General features: G+C 56.8%; 15 protein-coding genes. 3 read left to right on the top strand and 12 right to left on the bottom strand.

The window, feature by feature from the left end; all coding sequences use genetic code 11:
* Window positions 1-238: 238 nt before the first annotated feature.
* The 6 genes from Q5Y71_RS01810 to Q5Y71_RS01785 are packed head-to-tail and all read right to left on the bottom strand — an operon-like array spanning window position 239 to window position 6733.
* Window positions 239-670, bottom strand: a complete 432-nt coding sequence (locus Q5Y71_RS01810; protein WP_306039578.1) for a type IV pilin protein — start codon at window positions 668-670, stop codon at window positions 239-241.
* A gap of 12 nt (window positions 671-682) precedes the next feature.
* Window positions 683-4045 (bottom strand): pilus assembly protein, encoded by a 3363-nt coding sequence (locus Q5Y71_RS01805; protein ID WP_306039576.1) that lies wholly within the window; start codon window positions 4043-4045, stop codon window positions 683-685.
* Window positions 4046-4063: 18 nt separating this feature from the next.
* A complete protein-coding gene (locus Q5Y71_RS01800; protein WP_306039574.1) occupies window positions 4064-4606 on the bottom strand; it encodes a pilus assembly protein in 543 nt (180 codons plus the stop codon).
* 16 nt (window positions 4607-4622) lie between these two features.
* Entirely contained in the window at window positions 4623-5714 is a 1092-nt protein-coding gene (locus Q5Y71_RS01795; RefSeq protein WP_306039572.1) for a PilW family protein, read from the bottom strand.
* A 10-nt stretch (window positions 5715-5724) separates the two neighbouring features.
* Window positions 5725-6162 (bottom strand): type IV pilus modification protein PilV, encoded by a 438-nt coding sequence (pilV, locus tag Q5Y71_RS01790; RefSeq protein ID WP_306039570.1) that lies wholly within the window; start codon window positions 6160-6162, stop codon window positions 5725-5727.
* Window positions 6163-6172: 10 nt separating this feature from the next.
* Window positions 6173-6733 (bottom strand): GspH/FimT family pseudopilin, encoded by a 561-nt coding sequence (locus Q5Y71_RS01785; protein WP_306039568.1) that lies wholly within the window; start codon window positions 6731-6733, stop codon window positions 6173-6175.
* 197 nt (window positions 6734-6930) lie between these two features.
* On the opposite strand from Q5Y71_RS01785, the gene Q5Y71_RS01780 reads away from it, so the two are divergent.
* Window positions 6931-7443, top strand: a complete 513-nt coding sequence (locus Q5Y71_RS01780) for a GspH/FimT family protein (protein ID WP_306039567.1) — start codon at window positions 6931-6933, stop codon at window positions 7441-7443.
* Between the two features lie 40 nt (window positions 7444-7483).
* On the opposite strand, the gene ispH is transcribed toward Q5Y71_RS01780, so the two are convergent.
* The 6 genes from ispH to murJ all read right to left on the bottom strand — a co-directional run bounded on the left by ispH (window position 7484) and on the right by murJ (window position 14987).
* Window positions 7484-8416: a 4-hydroxy-3-methylbut-2-enyl diphosphate reductase gene (gene ispH, locus Q5Y71_RS01775; protein WP_306039566.1), complete on the bottom strand. Its 933-nt coding sequence runs from the start codon at window positions 8414-8416 to the stop codon at window positions 7484-7486.
* Between the two features lie 44 nt (window positions 8417-8460).
* Complete coding sequence (locus Q5Y71_RS01770) at window positions 8461-8901, bottom strand: peptidylprolyl isomerase (protein WP_306039564.1); 441 nt, start codon at window positions 8899-8901, stop codon at window positions 8461-8463.
* A 6-nt stretch (window positions 8902-8907) separates the two neighbouring features.
* Window positions 8908-9435 carry a signal peptidase II gene (lspA, locus tag Q5Y71_RS01765; RefSeq protein ID WP_306039562.1) on the bottom strand — a complete coding sequence of 176 codons (528 nt, stop codon included), beginning with the start codon at window positions 9433-9435 and terminating at the stop codon, window positions 8908-8910.
* Window positions 9428-12232: an isoleucine--tRNA ligase gene (ileS, locus tag Q5Y71_RS01760; protein ID WP_306039560.1), complete on the bottom strand. Its 2805-nt coding sequence runs from the start codon at window positions 12230-12232 to the stop codon at window positions 9428-9430. Before ileS ends, lspA begins: the two co-directional genes overlap by 8 nt.
* Window positions 12233-12290: 58 nt before the next feature.
* Window positions 12291-13265, bottom strand: a complete 975-nt coding sequence (gene ribF, locus Q5Y71_RS01755) for a bifunctional riboflavin kinase/FAD synthetase (RefSeq protein WP_306039559.1) — start codon at window positions 13263-13265, stop codon at window positions 12291-12293.
* 111 nt (window positions 13266-13376) lie between these two features.
* Complete coding sequence (gene murJ, locus Q5Y71_RS01750; protein WP_306039557.1) at window positions 13377-14987, bottom strand: murein biosynthesis integral membrane protein MurJ; 1611 nt, start codon at window positions 14985-14987, stop codon at window positions 13377-13379.
* Window positions 14988-15152: 165 nt separating this feature from the next.
* Here murJ and Q5Y71_RS01745 point away from each other — a divergent pair, with 165 nt between their 5' ends.
* Window positions 15153-15290, top strand: coding sequence for a hypothetical protein (locus Q5Y71_RS01745; protein WP_301415117.1), 138 nt, complete (start codon window positions 15153-15155; stop codon window positions 15288-15290).
* Between the two features lie 162 nt (window positions 15291-15452).
* Window positions 15453-16139 carry an OmpA family protein gene (locus Q5Y71_RS01740; RefSeq protein WP_306039555.1) on the top strand — a complete coding sequence of 229 codons (687 nt, stop codon included), beginning with the start codon at window positions 15453-15455 and terminating at the stop codon, window positions 16137-16139.
* The last annotated feature ends 4 nt before the right edge of the window (window positions 16140-16143 follow it).

Here is a 16143-nt window from a genome sequence, read left to right as displayed (position 1 = left end):
CAGGTAACAACGCCGCTTGCGGTGGGTTGTTGCCGGCTCAGGAGACCTGGCGCGGAGGAGGCGATGGTCAGGTAATGCTGAGCCTGGCGAACATCAGCAGGCTGGAAAAGCGTCCTTAGTCGGGCTCTGATTTGTGGTGATTCCCCTGCGAAAATCGACGGAGGTGTCGATTCAGGCTAGGGGAAGGTGTAGATGAGCCCCGCGCGGATTACCAGGATGGTGGATTGTCGGGTCTTTATTACCAGCATTCAGTAATATTTGAGCCGGTGGCATCTCTCTTGCCTGCCTGATCAAGACTGAGGGTTGTGCAGTGCTTGTCCCCTGCCTGGGGGGTACCCGACACCGCGGTTGCAGTGAGCACAAAGGTGGTCGGCGTCAGAACCCCGGCAATGGAATAATAGCCATGCTCGGAGTCAATTGTATTTCCACCACTAATCGCTCCAGCCACGGTGCAGGCACCATCATTGTAGACACTGTAAGCCGTAAAGCAGCGCTGAAGCCGCTGTGCCACATCGTTCAGGACCACCTTGGCCTCTGCACGATTGCTTTTTCGCACATACTCCATATAGGAGGGATAGGCAATGGCAGCGATAATACCAATAATGGCGACGACTACCATGACTTCTATCAGGGTGAAACCCAAATGCCCATGAACGTTTCGTTTTTTCATGCTATTCCTACTTTACCGTATCCGTTTCCAAGACATACGTTTTCCATTACCAAACAGCGTACCGGGGCCGATATTAAGGTTACCGGAAGTATCCCCACCCGGTATATAGACCTTCTTACCATCGAAGATAGCCTCTGGGAAACTGATTATTGCGCTCTCGTTCTTCTTATTACCCGACTCTTCTTTAAGAATCGATTCATTGGTATAGCGTTTGTCCCCAAAGGCAATGAGTTCCATGGTCCAGCCCGAGGCGCCAAATGTACAGGGGTCCTCCGAGGTGACCAATGTCGGGAAAATCAGCCTGTCGTAGATCAGTAGGGGCTTACTGATCACCCGCTCTCCGGTAATATTTGATGGAATCAGGTTAAAATCCAGGAACCAACCTGATGTTTTTCCCCACCAGCTTGTGTCTGCATCACGGGTGATGGTGCGAGAATTGCCACGCTCAACAATTGTTTTTTCCATCAGATTGCTTCTGTCCGTCGTCGTAATCGGCTTATTTGCATCCACTATGCCGTAAAAACTGTTGACTACACTCCCCGCCGCATTGTCACTTTGCGTTAAATAGCTCCCGGTACCAAAGTACACCATCAATGCTCCCTGCACTGCCGGATTTGGCCCTAGGGTTGCTGCCGCTGTAATCGGCTGGACACGTCCACTGGCGTCCCGGGCGGTAAATAAAGGAGAGTCGCCAAAGGCGCTACCCCAGTCTGTGACCGCACCACCGAGGTCGAACTTCCACATATTCCCCAGGAGGTCCCCGGCATAGGCCGCTTTCACAATACCACTACTATTAATCAGCAAAGACGGGGTTGTCATGCCGTTTTGAACGCTATCATTGGTTGGCAACACGCGGATATCGTTGGGATTGGCCAAATCCACAATCACCAGCGCGGCCCTGTCATTGCCGGAGTTATAGCCATTGCCGAATATCAACTTCCAGCCATCCAGCGTTGGCGCAATCAGGGGCTTCCCTACAATATTGCCAATATCCGGGTGGGTACCGTCGAGTTCAAACAGTACTCTGGGACTATTTGGGTTTGTGACATCCAGCACAAACAATCCCTTAGCGCCGGCACCATAAGTCCCTACCAGTACATTGGCCCATTTGGAGTTAAAGTAGGCATCGCTGATATAAAGGGGTCCATCAACCAGGTATTGATGCTGGTTGTCCGGCGTGCCATAGTCGCTTGCCGCCAGTGTGGGTAATTTCGGGTAGGCGCCGTTGGGGACATAGGCAAAAATCTCTCTCCCCGTATCTGCGTTAAAACCATGCAACATGCCGTCATTGGCGCTGGCGTAGAGTACCTGGGTACGCTCTTTCTTTTTATCAGCATGGTAAGTGGCATAGGTATCGCCCCCCAGTCGGGAAGGCAATTTGGCATAATAAAATTCCCGATCACCCGCCAGGGCCGGGCTTGCATTGACCACATCCCCCAGTAGAGTGGACCGGGTACGCAGGCCGGCAACCGTTTCCCCCCGCACCCAATCCAGTCGATCTTTACCGGTTTGTTCATCATCGGGTCCAATCAGTGCGGTTTTCTGGGCGGTGGTCAGGTTGTCCCAGAGAAACTCAACTGTACCCGAATCCGTATAAGTCAGGATTTTACGGCCGGTTGCTGGGATTTTTCCCGAATCCGAGGTACTCCACAGGGAGGTATTTGCCAGTGTACCATCTTCCTTGAGCCTGATTGCCCGCACTTCCCCACTCCAGTCATTGGAGTTGAATAAAGCCTGAAAAATTGCCGTATCCGTGCCCAAGCGGGTGGAGTTGGCGGCAACCGAAGAGGCGGACCCCTGCCTGCTGCCGATTTCACTCAACACCTTTGAGAGTTGTTGAGAAAAAGTCGTTGCATCACTGGCGCTGTAGAATCCTCCATAGCTGTTGACAGAGGCATGCAGCAGGTCATCCAGTTTTGCCGGGTTGCCTCCTTCCTTTGGGTTGGGCCAGGCTATGGGGGTTTTGTCCTCGATTGCCTTGAATGCACCCTCGGGATCTACACTGCCGGTCACTCCCAGGCCGACACCGAAGGTCACCATATGCTGCCAGGTCGCCGGATCCTTCTTGGTTTCTACTTTGTTGTCCAGACCCGAGTGTAAATCGTTTTCCCAATACTCCATGGCAATATCTGCCAGTGTATTCGAGTGCCCATCATTAAAGGGCGCGCCATCGTCTCCGTCCGCATTGCCAAAGCCGGAAACGCTCGAATAATCGCTGCCATACCCATCGGTCATCAGGATTGTATAACTTGCCCGGCAGGCCACCTGCGCACCGGCAGCGTTTGTGCCGGGCCTGGTTGCCCAGGGGCCTTTGCTATCTGCACGGCTATAGTAGTTACCGGCGCTGCGCAGCGCCGCCAACAGGGGGGTACCGGCATTGGGGATATCGCTTTCGTACAAGTTATCGAAAAAGTCCTCGCGATCCTGGCCGGAGAAAGTCCGAACGCCACTGATTATGGTACTTGTGGGTTCACCATCAACCTCTCTATTACCTGCATTCAAGGTACCAAACCCCACACGCAACTCACTGCCCTGGGAGGCAAAGGCCCGGCCGACACCGGCACGGGCAAGCAATCCACGGGAGCGGTAATAGCTGTACCAGTTGGCGAAATTCTGTATTTCCTCCTGATAGGTGCAGGCTGCGGGATCTGCACAATCGGACCGCTTGGTACCGCCGGGGTAGGTACGCCCGGGCTTTATTTCAATACGGGTATACTTGGCGGGATCGAATACACTGCCACTGCCACTGTATTGAAAGTAAGTGGCCGGGAAGAAAGACAACCTTCCGTTATAACACGCATTCCGCTTATCTGAATTCTTGCCTACCTGATTCTTTAACCAGCAGCGCGCAGTTTGGGAATCGTTTCTTGTCAGATCTCTCCAGCCCTTTGTGGGGTTGGCCGGGTTGTGATAGGCCCTTTGGGGCAGAGCTGCAGGCCAGAAGGTGCCATTCTCCCCGGCCCAGGGATCATAACGCTGAGCCGGGTTGTAATAGGTTTTATTATTCTGTGATGAGCGATAATAGGCCGCCCATTTATTATTTCTATCAAACTGGGGCACCGCTTGGTCCCCACCCTGCCAGTAATCACAGCTACGGGTTTGATTTTTTGCGTAGGGACAAACCCCGTTGGGATACACGTAGGCCACCCTGTCGAGGTTATTAAAGTAATTGACCCCTGCCGAGGGGGTCACCTCGAACTGCATCGATCCGGAGTCGTCCAGAATAAACATAATATTGGGGTCGGCACCGGTTCTCAGGAACAGGGGTTGCTGCGACAGCGGCACAGACAACGCGCTGTGTACAGTGGCCAAACCAAGCAGACCACCAAGCAGCGCAATACTGTTTTTTCTTAGCGTTTTTCTAATTAATATCATAAGTCCAGCCATCAATACTTAGGGTCTAAAGGTGGATTGCAAGATGACAACGGCATTTTCTGTACCACCCACTCCTCGGCTGGTAATCCGGTAAGTGGGTGTTGATGGTATTTTGTTCCTGCTTTCCTGATCGACGCCACTGCCATCTGCGCCGCTATTTACCAGTTGCGTGGTCACCCGCTCAATCACATAAACCGGCCGTTTCGCCACCCCTTGCGGCTTCAGGTTTGTAGAGATGGAAGCCCCCTCCCAGGTATATTCCAGCCAGAAGCCGCTGTTGGTTGCACCCGCCATATCCTCCACCTGCCCTGCGGTATTGCCGTTAAAAGTCATGGTGTTGAATGTATTGAGCACCCTGTTTTCAGCCTCCCGCAAAGCCGCTTCCGCGGCCTGAAAGGCCAGTTGCCGGTCGCGCATATTGCCCGCCATCAACTCCTGCATACCACTGCCGCGCATCGCTGCCAAACCGATAAATGTCATCAGCAGCAGTATGACCAGGCCAACCAGCAAGGTGGCTCCGCGCTGCGGATGCAGCATTGAGAAAGTGGATGTTTGCTGCATAGTAAGAAGCCTCCATTCAGGGTAAAAGGCCGCGAATTGCCACGGTCGTGCTAAATACCTGCCGCAGACGCCGGTCACCGGGATCATCTACCGGAACACCATTAAACGTATATCCCTGCGGCTCCTGCAATACATTGTCCTCTGTACTGGCCACTAGCAGTTCCAGCCGTACGCTGGACACGGACCCCCACTGGTTCGCCGCTATCTGGTGCGCCGGGCGGTAGGTATCTGGTGTCCCGTCACTATTCGTGTCCACGCCATAGGTCAACTGCATATCCTCAACTCCTTGCAATAACTCCTGCGGACCGTCCTTGTTGACTTGCCTGAACAGGCTCGGGTTATTAGTGGTATTATTGGCGATATAGTAAAAGATGTTTTGAATCGTCAGTATCTGTGCATCCTTACCAAAAGTCTGCCTCTCATCAATATCCTCCGCGCCCCAGGTTGCAACCCGATTTCCCGGAGTAAACGAGCTGTCGTCCGTGTGTTGGACTCCGATCTCGGCACTACCGGCGGAACCGGTAAACCCGGTGGCCTGAAAAACCCGCACACTGTCGCAATCCGCCACTGCCAGTATGTCACCGGCACAGAGGCCGCTGTACTTATCTGTCTTATTTGTACCGTTGTCACACTCACCCGTCTCAACACCGGTATTTTCTATAAACAACTGCGTAGGGTCATTTTTGCGAGCGATCCCCACATTGCGGCCGCTGGCACTGCGGATTAAAAGCGCATCGGTTCCTGCCAACACTCCCCCATTTGGAGGTTCTGGATATTCGTCTTTCACTTTAGAGGCATCCATGCCGTCCACTGCCACCTCGTAGTTATAGGCCAATGTAGTTTCGTCCTTGAGGAAGTTTCTAAAAAATTTATTATCTGGGCCGAATGAAGCTACATTCAAACACCCCATATGGCCGGCCATACGAATGTCTTCACTCATAAACTCCATTGCCAGACGGCCGGTTTCCTGAACCCGGGACATGGCCTGTTGGGTGGTAAAAGTCAATTTGCTGGATAAAAAGAGCTGTACCACTCCCGCCATAAGCACCAGGCCAACGGTAATGGAAACCATCAGTTCTACCAGGGAAATGCCCCATTGCTTATACATACCCACCCCTCTAGATCCGCGTCATATACTGAAACCTGCTCACCTCACCATCGCCATTTGCACCGGCGGCATCCTGCTCCCCCCACTGAATTGTTACCGTGCAAACACCCACTGCATCACATGTAATGCCACCGGTTCCCGCCGGCAACCGCTCTGCAAGCAGCCCCCGCCACTGCGCCAAATCCCTGTTGACCAGATTGCCGGATGTGGTGGGTGCCTTGGCGTCCACCGCTAAATCGTAAGCGGCCCTCTGAGTGCGATTTGCCCGGATGCGGTCGAATAAATCATAAGCCAGTACATTGGCCTGGGAGCGCATATAAGCACTGTGGTTATACTGCAAGGCGCGGTTTTGCAGGGCGGCCAAACCCAGCAGGGAAGTCGACAGGATCAATACCGTGACCATCACCTCAATTAAGCCAGCGCCTCGTTGGCCGGTGAGCAGTTTCATATTTTCCTCTCTAGCAATCCAATTTCTCGACTGAAATTACCCCTGCACCACCAATCGTGATATCGCGTGCACTCTTCCCGCTACAATCGGAAATTTTTGCAGTGATTTTCACCTCGGCAAAAGGCCCCAGAGTGCCCAATCCGGTAAAGCGGATAAACCTGGCTGCCCCACCCGGGCCGACAGTAATTATGGCTTTATTATGCTCGATCTTCTTGACCCTAAGCACCTGCCCCACAATAGGCGCTGCACTATCCGAGGCCGCGCTATCCACAAATACAATCCAGCCATTGGACCAGGTATTCGCCGCTGTACAACCTGTACCGTTACCGCTTGCACAGATAGATACCCGGGCGCCGCGCTTTACCGCTTCGCTGCGGGTAAAGTTCAATGCATTGACAAACGCTTCCGACAAAGCCACGGAGCGATTGTTGTTGATCATGTCTGTAAAGCTGGGCACGGCAACCGCAATTAAAATGGCCAGCACAGCCAGGGTTACCATCAGTTCAATCAGGGTAAACCCCACCTGCCGTCCGTGTAGCTTGGAATTGCTATCGCCTTGCCTATACCACATTTTTTTCTTCCGCCCAGTGAGAAAAACCAGGGTTTAGTTTGCTGCCAGTTACCTGGATACACGGCGACCGCAGCGATATAGTGGGGAAATTACCATGTCGCGACGCGCCCGCTCCATTGCGGGCCGACAAACGGTGATTTCGGCGGATTTAAAGGTTTTGAAGCTGAGACCTGTGTCAAAAAACCCGGAGCAGGGGGATGACTCGGCAGGGCTTTACACTACTCGAACTACTAATCACCCTCACTGTCCTGTCAGTGCTCTTGATGATGGGATTGCCTAGTTTTACCCAATGGGTCCACAGCATCCGACTGGACACTGCAACCGAAGCGCTGTCTGCCAGCGTACAGCTGGCGCGCTCCAGTGCCGTTATGCGTAACCAGCGAGTAACCATGCGCAACCTGGGCAACTGGGCATCGGGGTGGGAGGTCTTTGTGGATTTGGACAATGACGGAGCGCGCGGCGGTGGAGAACCACTCCTGTTGAGCCGTGGCGTACAAACGGGCATTCGCGTAATCGCAAACAGACCGGTTAGGGATTACATATCCTTTGTGGGCACCGGCGAGAGCCGCCTCGCAGGCGCGCCACTGGGCGGCTTTCAGGCCGGCACCCTGCATGTTTGCGCCCAAGACGGCGAGGCCGGTTACGCACTGATTTTAGCCCCCGGCGGACGTATGAGAATGGAAAAGGCCAGCGCGGCACATTGTGCTTGATTTCGTCACCCAAAGGGGCAATGTGAATGAAACCGCCGCCTCAGCGCAGCGCCTTCGGCAGGGAAAAGCGGATATCCTCCTCGCGCCCATGCATCTCTTGCGGCGCGCTGGCACCCAGCTGCTGCAGCCTGGCGATCACGGCCTGCACCAGCACCTCGGGAGCGGAGGCGCCGGCGGTAATACCGATGGACTGCTTTCCCGCCAGCCATCCGACAGCGATATCGTCGGCACCGTCGATCAGTTCGGCATCGGCACCGCAGCGCTGGGCTAGTTCTCGCAGGCGGTTGGAGTTGGAGCTGTTGGGGCTGCCCACCACCAGTACCAGGTCGCACTCCAGGGCCAGCTGTTTCACCGCATCCTGGCGGTTCTGGGTGGCGTAGCAGATATCATCTTTGCGCGGGCCGCGAATATTCGGGAAGCGCACCCGCAGGGCATCGATCACCCGCAGGGTATCATCCATGGACAGGGTGGTCTGGGTGACATAGGCGAGATTATTCTCGTCTTTGACCTGCAACCTGGCCACGTCCTCCACGTCCTCCACCAGATAGATGGCGCCACCACCGGCGCTGTTGTACTGGCCCATGGTGCCCTCCACCTCCGGGTGCCCGGCATGGCCAATCAAGACACATTCAATATCGTCACTGCTGAATTTGCTGACCTCAATATGCACCTTGGTAACCAGGGGGCAGGTGGCGTCGAAGACACGCAGGCCGCGCCGGTGCGCCTCGCGCTGCACAGCCTTGGACACGCCGTGGGCACTGAAGATAACAATCACGTCCTCGGGTACTTCCGACAGCTCATCCACAAACACGGCGCCGCGCTTGCGCAGACTTTCCACCACGAACTTGTTGTGCACCACTTCGTGGCGCACATAGATAGGCGCACCAAACACATCCAGAGCGCGATTCACGATATCGATCGCGCGATCGACGCCGGCACAGAAACCGCGGGGATTGGCGAGTCGGATTTGCATCTTTACTTCTGTACTCCGGTTGCGTGTTCAGGAGAGCTTCAATCCTACTGAATCGAATCCACTGCAATGATCTTGACGTGAAAGTTCAGTGTCTGCCCGGCCAGGGGGTGGTTAAAATCGACAGTAACCTCCTCTTCACCAATTGCGCGGATCACGCCGGGCAACTCGCCGCTGCCATTGTCAAAGGACACTACCAGGCCCTCCTCCAGCTTCATATCCGGCGAGAAACTGTCGCGGCGCACGGTTTGCACATTGGCGGGATTGCGCTGGCCAAAGCCCAGTTCCGGGGGAATTTCAATTTCAGCTTCATCACCGGTTTTCAGGCCGAACAGGGCCTTCTCAAACCCTGGCAGCAGGCTGCCATCACCGACACTGAAGGCGGCGGGCTCCCCTTTAAAGGTGGTATCCACCTCTGTGCCATCTTCTAGCCTCAGGCTGAAGTGCAGGGTGACACGGCTGTGCTCGCCGATAGCGCCATTACTCATAACTGGTTAAACTTCCGCGTTATTTTTGGCTTTTTCACGGCCTTTTTCCACAAAAAAGAGCATTTCAATGACCAGCATGACGGCGCCGATACTGATGCCCATATCCGCCACATTAAACACCGGGAAATGCCAGTTGCCGTAGTACACGGAAATAAAGTCCCGCACATACCCCAGCAGGATACGATCCCAGAGGTTGCCGAGGGCACCGCCGAGTATCAATGCCAGGGCACAGGATTCCCAGCGCTTTCTGGCAGGCAGGCGCCATAACCAGATACAGACAACAACACTGAAACCGAGCGCTATAACACCGAGTAACCAGCGCTGCCAGCCGCCGGCATCGGCGAGAAAACTGAAGGCGGCGCCATAGTTTTCCGCGTAAGTAAACTGCAGCAGCCCCGGTATTATTTGCAGCGCCGGGCCCTGCATAAACCTGTCCACAGCCCACACTTTGGTGGCCACATCGAGGGCCACCACCACCAGCGCGAGCCCGTACCAGCGCCAGGGATGGCCCAAAAGAAAATTGGCATTAGGCATAGCGCCTCACCTCGCCTTCGCCCACCAGATTCTCTACACAACGCGCACAGATAGCCGGATAGGCGCTGTTTTCACCCACATCCGCGCGGTAGTGCCAGCAGCGTGCGCACTTGGGATGCTCCACTTTACGCACACTGACCTTGAGGCCCGCCAACTCAGTGGCCTCAGCGCCAGCGGCATCGCTGAGCGGCTGTACGGAAGTGGAGGAGCAGATCAATACAAAGCGCAGTTCCCCTTCCAGCGCCAGCAGTTTCTCGCGCAGATCCTCGCTGGCAAACAGGGTCACGGCGGCCTGCAGTGAGCTGCCAATCACGCCCGCCGTGCGCTGCGCTTCAAATACCTTGTTGACCGCTGTTTTCACCGCGGCAATGACTGCCCAGTAATCCGGACCCATATCGGCGCCCGCCGGCAGTCTGGGCAGCGGATACCAGGTTTCAAGGAATACGCTGTCCGATTTGACCCCGGGCATAAACTGCCACAACTCTTCTGCGGTAAAACTCAGAATAGGCGCAATCCAGCGCACGAAGGCCTGCACAATATGATACAGCGCCGTCTGCGCGGAACGGCGTGCAGTGCTGTCCGCCCGGGTGGTGTACTGACGGTCCTTGATAATATCCAGGTAAAATCCCCCCATTTCCACCACACAGAAGTTGTGCAATTTCTGGTAGATCTGGTGGAACTGGTAGCTGTCATAGGCGGCCAGAATCTCATCCTGCAGGCGCGCGGCCCTGTCCAGTGCCCAGCGATCCAGCGCCAGCAACGTGTTTTCCGGCAGCAGGTCCCTGTCCGGGTCAAAACCCGCCAAATTGGACAGAAAGAAGCGCGCCGTGTTGCGCAGGCGGCGGTAGGAATCCGCTGTGCGCTTGAGAATTTCCTCGCTGACCGCCATCTCACCGTTGAAATCAGTCGCCGACACCCACAGGCGCAGTACATCCGCACCGAGTTTGTTAATCACATCCATAGGGGCGACGGTGTTGCCGATCGATTTCGACATCTTGCGGCCCTCGGCATCCACGGTGAAGCCGTGGGTCAGCACCTGTCGGTAGGGGGCACAGCCATTGATGGCAATGGACGTTTTCAGGGAGGACTGGAACCAGCCCCGGTGCTGGTCGGACCCCTCCAGGTACAGGTCTGCGGGGAAGCGCAGATCTTCACGGCGCTCAAGCACCGCGAAGTGGGTCACACCGGCGTCAAACCAGACATCCAGGGTATCGGTGACTTTTTCGTACTGGTCCGCCTCATCGCCGAGAAATTCGCGCGGGTCCAGTTCGAACCACACGTCCATACCCCGGGCGTCGACCCGCTCGGCCACTTGATCCATCAGCGCCGGCGTGTCGGGGTGGATTTCGCGGGTTTCCTTGTGCACAAACAGGGCAATGGGTACGCCCCAGGTACGCTGGCGCGAAATACACCAATCCGGACTGCCGTCCAGCATGGCATCAATACGGGCTTTGCCCCAGCCGGGTACCCACTGCACCTTATCGGCCGCTTTCTGAGCCTGTTCAAGCAGATCACTCTGTTGCATGCTGATAAACCACTGGGGGGTCGCGCGGTAAATCAGCGGCGTCTTGGTGCGCCAACAGTGCGGATAGCTGTGTTCCAGCTTGCCCCGATGCAACAGTCGTCCGCGCGCTTCCAGCAGGTCGACAATCCTGTCGTCCACTTTGTACACATGCTCGCCGGCAAACAGTGGCACCCCATCCCGATAGACTCCGTGATCGTCGATATAGTTGAGGGTTTCAATACCGTAGCGCCTGCCCACCTGGAAATCGTCCGGGCCGTGGTCCGGGGCCGTGTGTACACAACCGGTACCGGCCTCTGTGGTGACATGATCCCCAAGGACGATCGGCAGCAGCTTGTCGTAAAAGGGGTGGTGTACCTTCAGGTGCTCCAGCGCAGCACCGCGGATATGCCCGACCACCTCACCGGCAAGGCCCACACGGTCCAAAACGGCCTCTTGCAGCGCTTCCGCCACCAGCAGGCGGCCCTCGCCGGTCTGTACCACCACATATTCCAGTTCGGCATTGACAGAAACCGCCTGACTGGCAGGCAGGGTCCAGGGGGTCGTGGTCCAGATTACAACCGAGAGGGGGCCGTCTCCCGCATGGCCACCGGCAGCATCGGCAATGACCAGTGCGGTCTCTTCGGTGACGGGATAGCACACATCAATGGAGTAGGAGACTTTATCCAGATACTCGACCTCCGCTTCCGCCAGGGCAGAGCCACCCACCACACTCCAGTACACCGGTTTGAAGCCCCGCGCTAAGTGGCCATTTTTTACCACACGCCCAAGTGCACGGATGATGTCCCCCTCAAACTGGTAATCCATAGTGCGGTAGGGATGTTCCCAGTCACCGAGCACCCCCAGGCGCATAAAGTCTTTCTTCTGCCCCTCTACCTGCCCGGCGGCATAATCGCGGCATTTCTGGCGGAAGGTTTTGGTGTCCACCTTGGTACCGGCCTTGCCGACCTTCTTCTCCACCCGGTGCTCGATAGGCAACCCGTGGCAATCCCAACCGGGCACGTAAGGGGCATCGAAACCACTCAGGGTTTTCGACTTGACGATGATATCCTTGAGGATCTTGTTGAGGGCGTGACCGATGTGAATATCCCCATTGGCATAGGGCGGGCCATCGTGCAGGATAAACTGCGCGCACCCGGCACGAGCTGCGCGGATTTTTTCGTAGAGCTTTGCCTGCTGCCATTGCTTCAGAATCGCCGGCTCGCGCTGGGGCAAATTGCCGCGCATGGGGAAGCCGGTCTCGGGCAGGTTAAGCGTTGATTTATAATCAGTCATTGGCGGCCTACTTCAGCTCCAGTAGTAAGATAATGCGTTTCTTTTCCACTTATCGGGGTCAGTGCGGGTTCCGTGCAAGCCAGGCTTTGGCCGCTTCAATATCCCCCGCAATACGGGTCCTGAGGATATCCAGTGAGGCAAATTTTTCTTCGTCGCGCAATTTGTGGCAAAACACCACCGCCAACTCACGCCCGTAGAGGTCGCCACTGAAATCAAAAAGATTGACTTCCAGTAATGGCCGCGCGCCCGCCCCCTCAACGGTCGGACGAAATCCCACATTCGCGACTCCCGCTATCTCGCTACGCCCGGTCACAAGGTCTGTGCCATCGGTCGCATGGGTGCGCACGACATATACTCCCACCAGAGGGGAGCGGTAGCGGTGCAGGCGCACATTGGCTGTGGGTGCACCCAATTGGCGACCCAGAGAGCGGCCGGGCACAACTCTGCCGGTAATCCGGTAGGGCTGTCCGAGCAGGGCCTGCGCCAATTCGAAATCCCCCCGCTGTAGCGCCTCGCGGATACGGGTACTGCTGACCCGCTCGCCACGGATTTCCAGTGTTGCCGTGTCCTCTACCGTGAAACTGCTCTGGGCTCCCATCGATTGCAGCAAGCGGTAATCGCCGCTGCGATCACAGCCAAAACGGAAATCATCGCCAACCACCAGGTGGCGAATACCCAGCCCCTGCAACAATACGCAGCGAACAAACGCTTCGGCGCTGAGGCTGCGCAGGAAATCGTTAAACTGCAGGCACAACACCCGATCGACACCGGCATCGAACAGCGCCAGCACTTTTTCTTTGAAGCGCATCAGGCGCGCAGGGGCTTTCTCCACGGAGAGGAATTCGTGGGGTTGGGGCTCAAATATAATCGCCACTGAGGGCAGACCCCGCTCCTGCGCGCGCTGATTCAGTTGCGCGATCATCGCCCGGTGACCCAGGTGCACGCCATCGAACGAGCCGATGGTCGCCACGCTTCCCCAGTGGCGGGGACGCAGGTTGTGCAACCCGCGAATTAGTTCGCGCTGCCGGGCCAAAGCGACCTTCCCATCCTGATAAAATCGAGCCGCACAGTATAACGGATTCCAACGGGGCGGCCAGTGGCCACGGATACCCCGTAATCAATGCCCCGCACACCATCCGCGGTGCTAACTGGTCGCACGGAAATGGCCGGGGCGCAGACCCGACGCAAACAGGACCGCAACATAAGTCAGCCCACCGGCGGTGACCACCAGGCCCATGCGCCAGGCCCGGCCAGACCAGGACCAGTCGCCCCACGCAGACCAGAAATACAATGCGCCGAGCAATACCCCCACCATTGTGAGGTTCGCCAGCAACAGACGCAGCAGAAAAATCCCCCAGCCCGCCTCGGGCTTGTAGACATCATCCCTGCGCAAGCCCCGGTACAGCAACCAGGCGTTGATCCCAGCCTGGCACGCGGTGGCCAGCGCCAGGCCCATATGGCCGAGCTTGAAAAAATAGTTCAAGGGGATCACAAACAGCAGGCTCAATACCATCTTGGCAGAAATCGCGATCAGCCCAAAACGCATCGGTGTATAGGTATCCTGCCGGGAAAAATAACCCGGTGCCAGCACCTTAATCAGCATAAAAGCCAGCAGACCCAGAGCGTAGGCCCGCAGAGACCAGGCGGCCATCTGCATATCCCTCGGCTCCATGCGCCCATACTGAAATAGGGTGGTGAGCAGGGGTTCAGCCAGCACGATCAGAGCCACCGCTGCGGGCAGCGAGATCAGGGTAACACTGCGTAGTGCCCAGTCGAGTGTATGGCGGAAGCGGCGCGGGTCTCCGTCGCTGTGCTGGCGAGAGAGGCTCGGCAGTATCACCGTGGCCACAGCAACCCCGAATACCCCCAGGGGCAGTTCGGTCAGACGGTCCGAAAAATACAGCCAGGAGACACTGCCACTGGGCAGAAAGGAGGCCAGCAGTGTATCCAGCACCAGGCTGATCTGGGTGACAGAAACCCCGAACAGTGCCGGCCCCATGAGCCGCAGTATTTTACGTACACCGGGATGGCTCCAGTCCCACCTGGGCCGCGGCAGTAACCCTTCCCGGGCGAGAAAAGGCAACTGAAACAGCATCTGCGCCACACCGGCCGCCAGAACCCCCCAGGCCAGCGCCATGATTGGTGGCTCAAACCAAGTGCTGGCCACTGTCGCGGCTGCTATCAGCATCAGATTGAGGAGCACCGGCGTCAGTGCGGGAATGGCAAAGCGGTCGAAGCTGTTGAGGGTGGCACCGGTAAAGCCCGCTAGGGAAATCAACATCAGGTAGGGGAAAGTGATTCGCAGCATATCCGCGGTGAGATCGAACTTCTCCCGCTCACTGCCGTCCCACCACCATCCAAAAGCAAAAATACCCGCCACAGCTGGAGCGCACATCACGCCCAGCAGGGTAATCAGCAGCAATACACCACCGAGGGCTCCGGCGACGCGGTCATTCAACGCCCGGGCTGCGGCAATGCCACCCTTCTGGCGGTATTCCGACAGTACCGGCACAAATGCCTGGGCGAAGGCGCCCTCGGCAAACAGCCGGCGAAAGAAATTGGGAATTTTAAAGGCGACGAAAAAGGCATCGGCGGCATCTCCAGCCCCGGCAAAGCGGGCCAGGGCTATATCCCGCGCCAATCCGGCAACCCGTGACAACAGCGTCGCGGCGCCCACGACTGAGCTGCTGCGCAGCAGCCTGGAAGCACCGGATCTCTCAAGGGGTTGTTCCCGAACTGAGGATGGCTGAGGCAAAACATCGGCTCCTGGGGATCGGTAAAGTCTGTTGGCTGACCAGTCTACCGCAATTCGGCTGATTACAGGGCGGCACAGGGGCGCTGCGATAGGGAACTCGCGAGCCTATAATAGTTACGACTTGGTCACGCGTCCCATGGAAGCGGCGGCGCTGGGAGTGAAAGGATGACCATCAACGCTTTGATTATTGCTCTGGCACTGGCGATAGTGCTCTACATTGCAGTGATGCGCGGGCCCCGTCCCCGGCGAATCCGTGTCAGCGTAGAGGCACCGCGCGACCAGCGCTACCGCCGCCTCCAATAAGTGGACGGCCGCGCCCGGTTGCCACATTTCGTCACAATTGCGCTGTAGTTTGCCACTACCGCGCCACGCCAGCGCCTCCTTGCGGCTTTTTAATACCATTCAAGCGGGCCGGATACACAACGGGTCCAAAAGAGCCAACGCAAGCCTCCAAGGAGCAGAACAATGAAAAATGCATTGATGGTCGCCACCCTGAGTTCCCTGATTGCCGCCGGCGCCCAGGCACAGGAACACCGTGAATCAAAACTGACACCGGCCAAACAGGCCACGGTCTTTACCAGTGCCGCCATCGCCGGTGCAGCCATGGGCGGGCCGGTCGGGTTTATCGCCGGAGCACTCGGTGGCGCTTGGCTCGGCGAACAGATCAAGCAAGCGGAAGAGACAGATATGCTGGCAACACAATTAACCGAGAGCCGTGCGGAGCTCAACAACCTGGCACAACAACTGGATGCAGCCAGACTGTCCGCAAACAATGCCGGCCAACTCGCATTGGATTCTCTGCAATTCCAGCTGTTATTTACCACTGGAGAAGATGAACTTCAGGAAGGACAGCGGCAGCAACTGAGTGCCTTGGCCGACTTTCTCAGACGCCACCCGCACCTGCAGATCCACCTGGAGGGACACGCCGACCCCCGCGGTAGCGATGGTTACAACAATGTGCTGTCGGACCAGCGCGCCCTGAGTGTTGAGCAGGCACTGGTATCTTATGGAATCGACCCCGCGCGTATCAGTCGCCGCGCGATGGGTGCCACTTACTCCCGGGCACCCCGCGGTGATGTGGACGCCTACGCGATGGAGCGCCGGGTGGACATTCGCTTTTCTCTGCCGGAATCCACCGCCGGACGTTTCTAGCTGG

Origin of the sequence: Microbulbifer sp. 2205BS26-8 (assembly GCF_030731025.1) — a bacterium.
GTDB classification, from domain to species: domain Bacteria; phylum Pseudomonadota; class Gammaproteobacteria; order Pseudomonadales; family Cellvibrionaceae; genus Microbulbifer; species Microbulbifer spongiae.
This window is presented reverse-complemented; position numbering and strand designations above follow the sequence as displayed.

Bases quoted from the DNA above. Each gene is read 5' to 3' on its own strand.
- Q5Y71_RS01800 (WP_306039574.1), bottom strand. From the start codon at position 4,606: ATGCAGCAAACATCCACTTTCTCAATGCTGCATCCGCAGCGCGGAGCC.
- lspA (WP_306039562.1), bottom strand. From the start codon at position 9,435: ATGCCTAATGCCAATTTTCTTTTGGGCCATCCCTGGCGCTGGTACGGG.
- Q5Y71_RS01780 (WP_306039567.1), top strand. From the start codon at position 6,931: ATGACTCGGCAGGGCTTTACACTACTCGAACTACTAATCACCCTCACT.
- Q5Y71_RS01740 (WP_306039555.1), top strand. From the start codon at position 15,453: ATGAAAAATGCATTGATGGTCGCCACCCTGAGTTCCCTGATTGCCGCC.
- ileS (WP_306039560.1), bottom strand. From the start codon at position 12,232: ATGACTGATTATAAATCAACGCTTAACCTGCCCGAGACCGGCTTCCCC.
- Q5Y71_RS01795 (WP_306039572.1), bottom strand. From the start codon at position 5,714: ATGTATAAGCAATGGGGCATTTCCCTGGTAGAACTGATGGTTTCCATT.
- Q5Y71_RS01745 (WP_301415117.1), top strand. From the start codon at position 15,153: ATGACCATCAACGCTTTGATTATTGCTCTGGCACTGGCGATAGTGCTC.
- Q5Y71_RS01810 (WP_306039578.1), bottom strand. From the start codon at position 670: ATGAAAAAACGAAACGTTCATGGGCATTTGGGTTTCACCCTGATAGAA.
- Q5Y71_RS01770 (WP_306039564.1), bottom strand. From the start codon at position 8,901: ATGAGTAATGGCGCTATCGGCGAGCACAGCCGTGTCACCCTGCACTTC.
- Q5Y71_RS01805 (WP_306039576.1), bottom strand. From the start codon at position 4,045: ATGATATTAATTAGAAAAACGCTAAGAAAAAACAGTATTGCGCTGCTT.
- ispH (WP_306039566.1), bottom strand. From the start codon at position 8,416: ATGCAAATCCGACTCGCCAATCCCCGCGGTTTCTGTGCCGGCGTCGAT.
- Q5Y71_RS01785 (WP_306039568.1), bottom strand. From the start codon at position 6,733: ATGTGGTATAGGCAAGGCGATAGCAATTCCAAGCTACACGGACGGCAG.
- pilV (WP_306039570.1), bottom strand. From the start codon at position 6,162: ATGAAACTGCTCACCGGCCAACGAGGCGCTGGCTTAATTGAGGTGATG.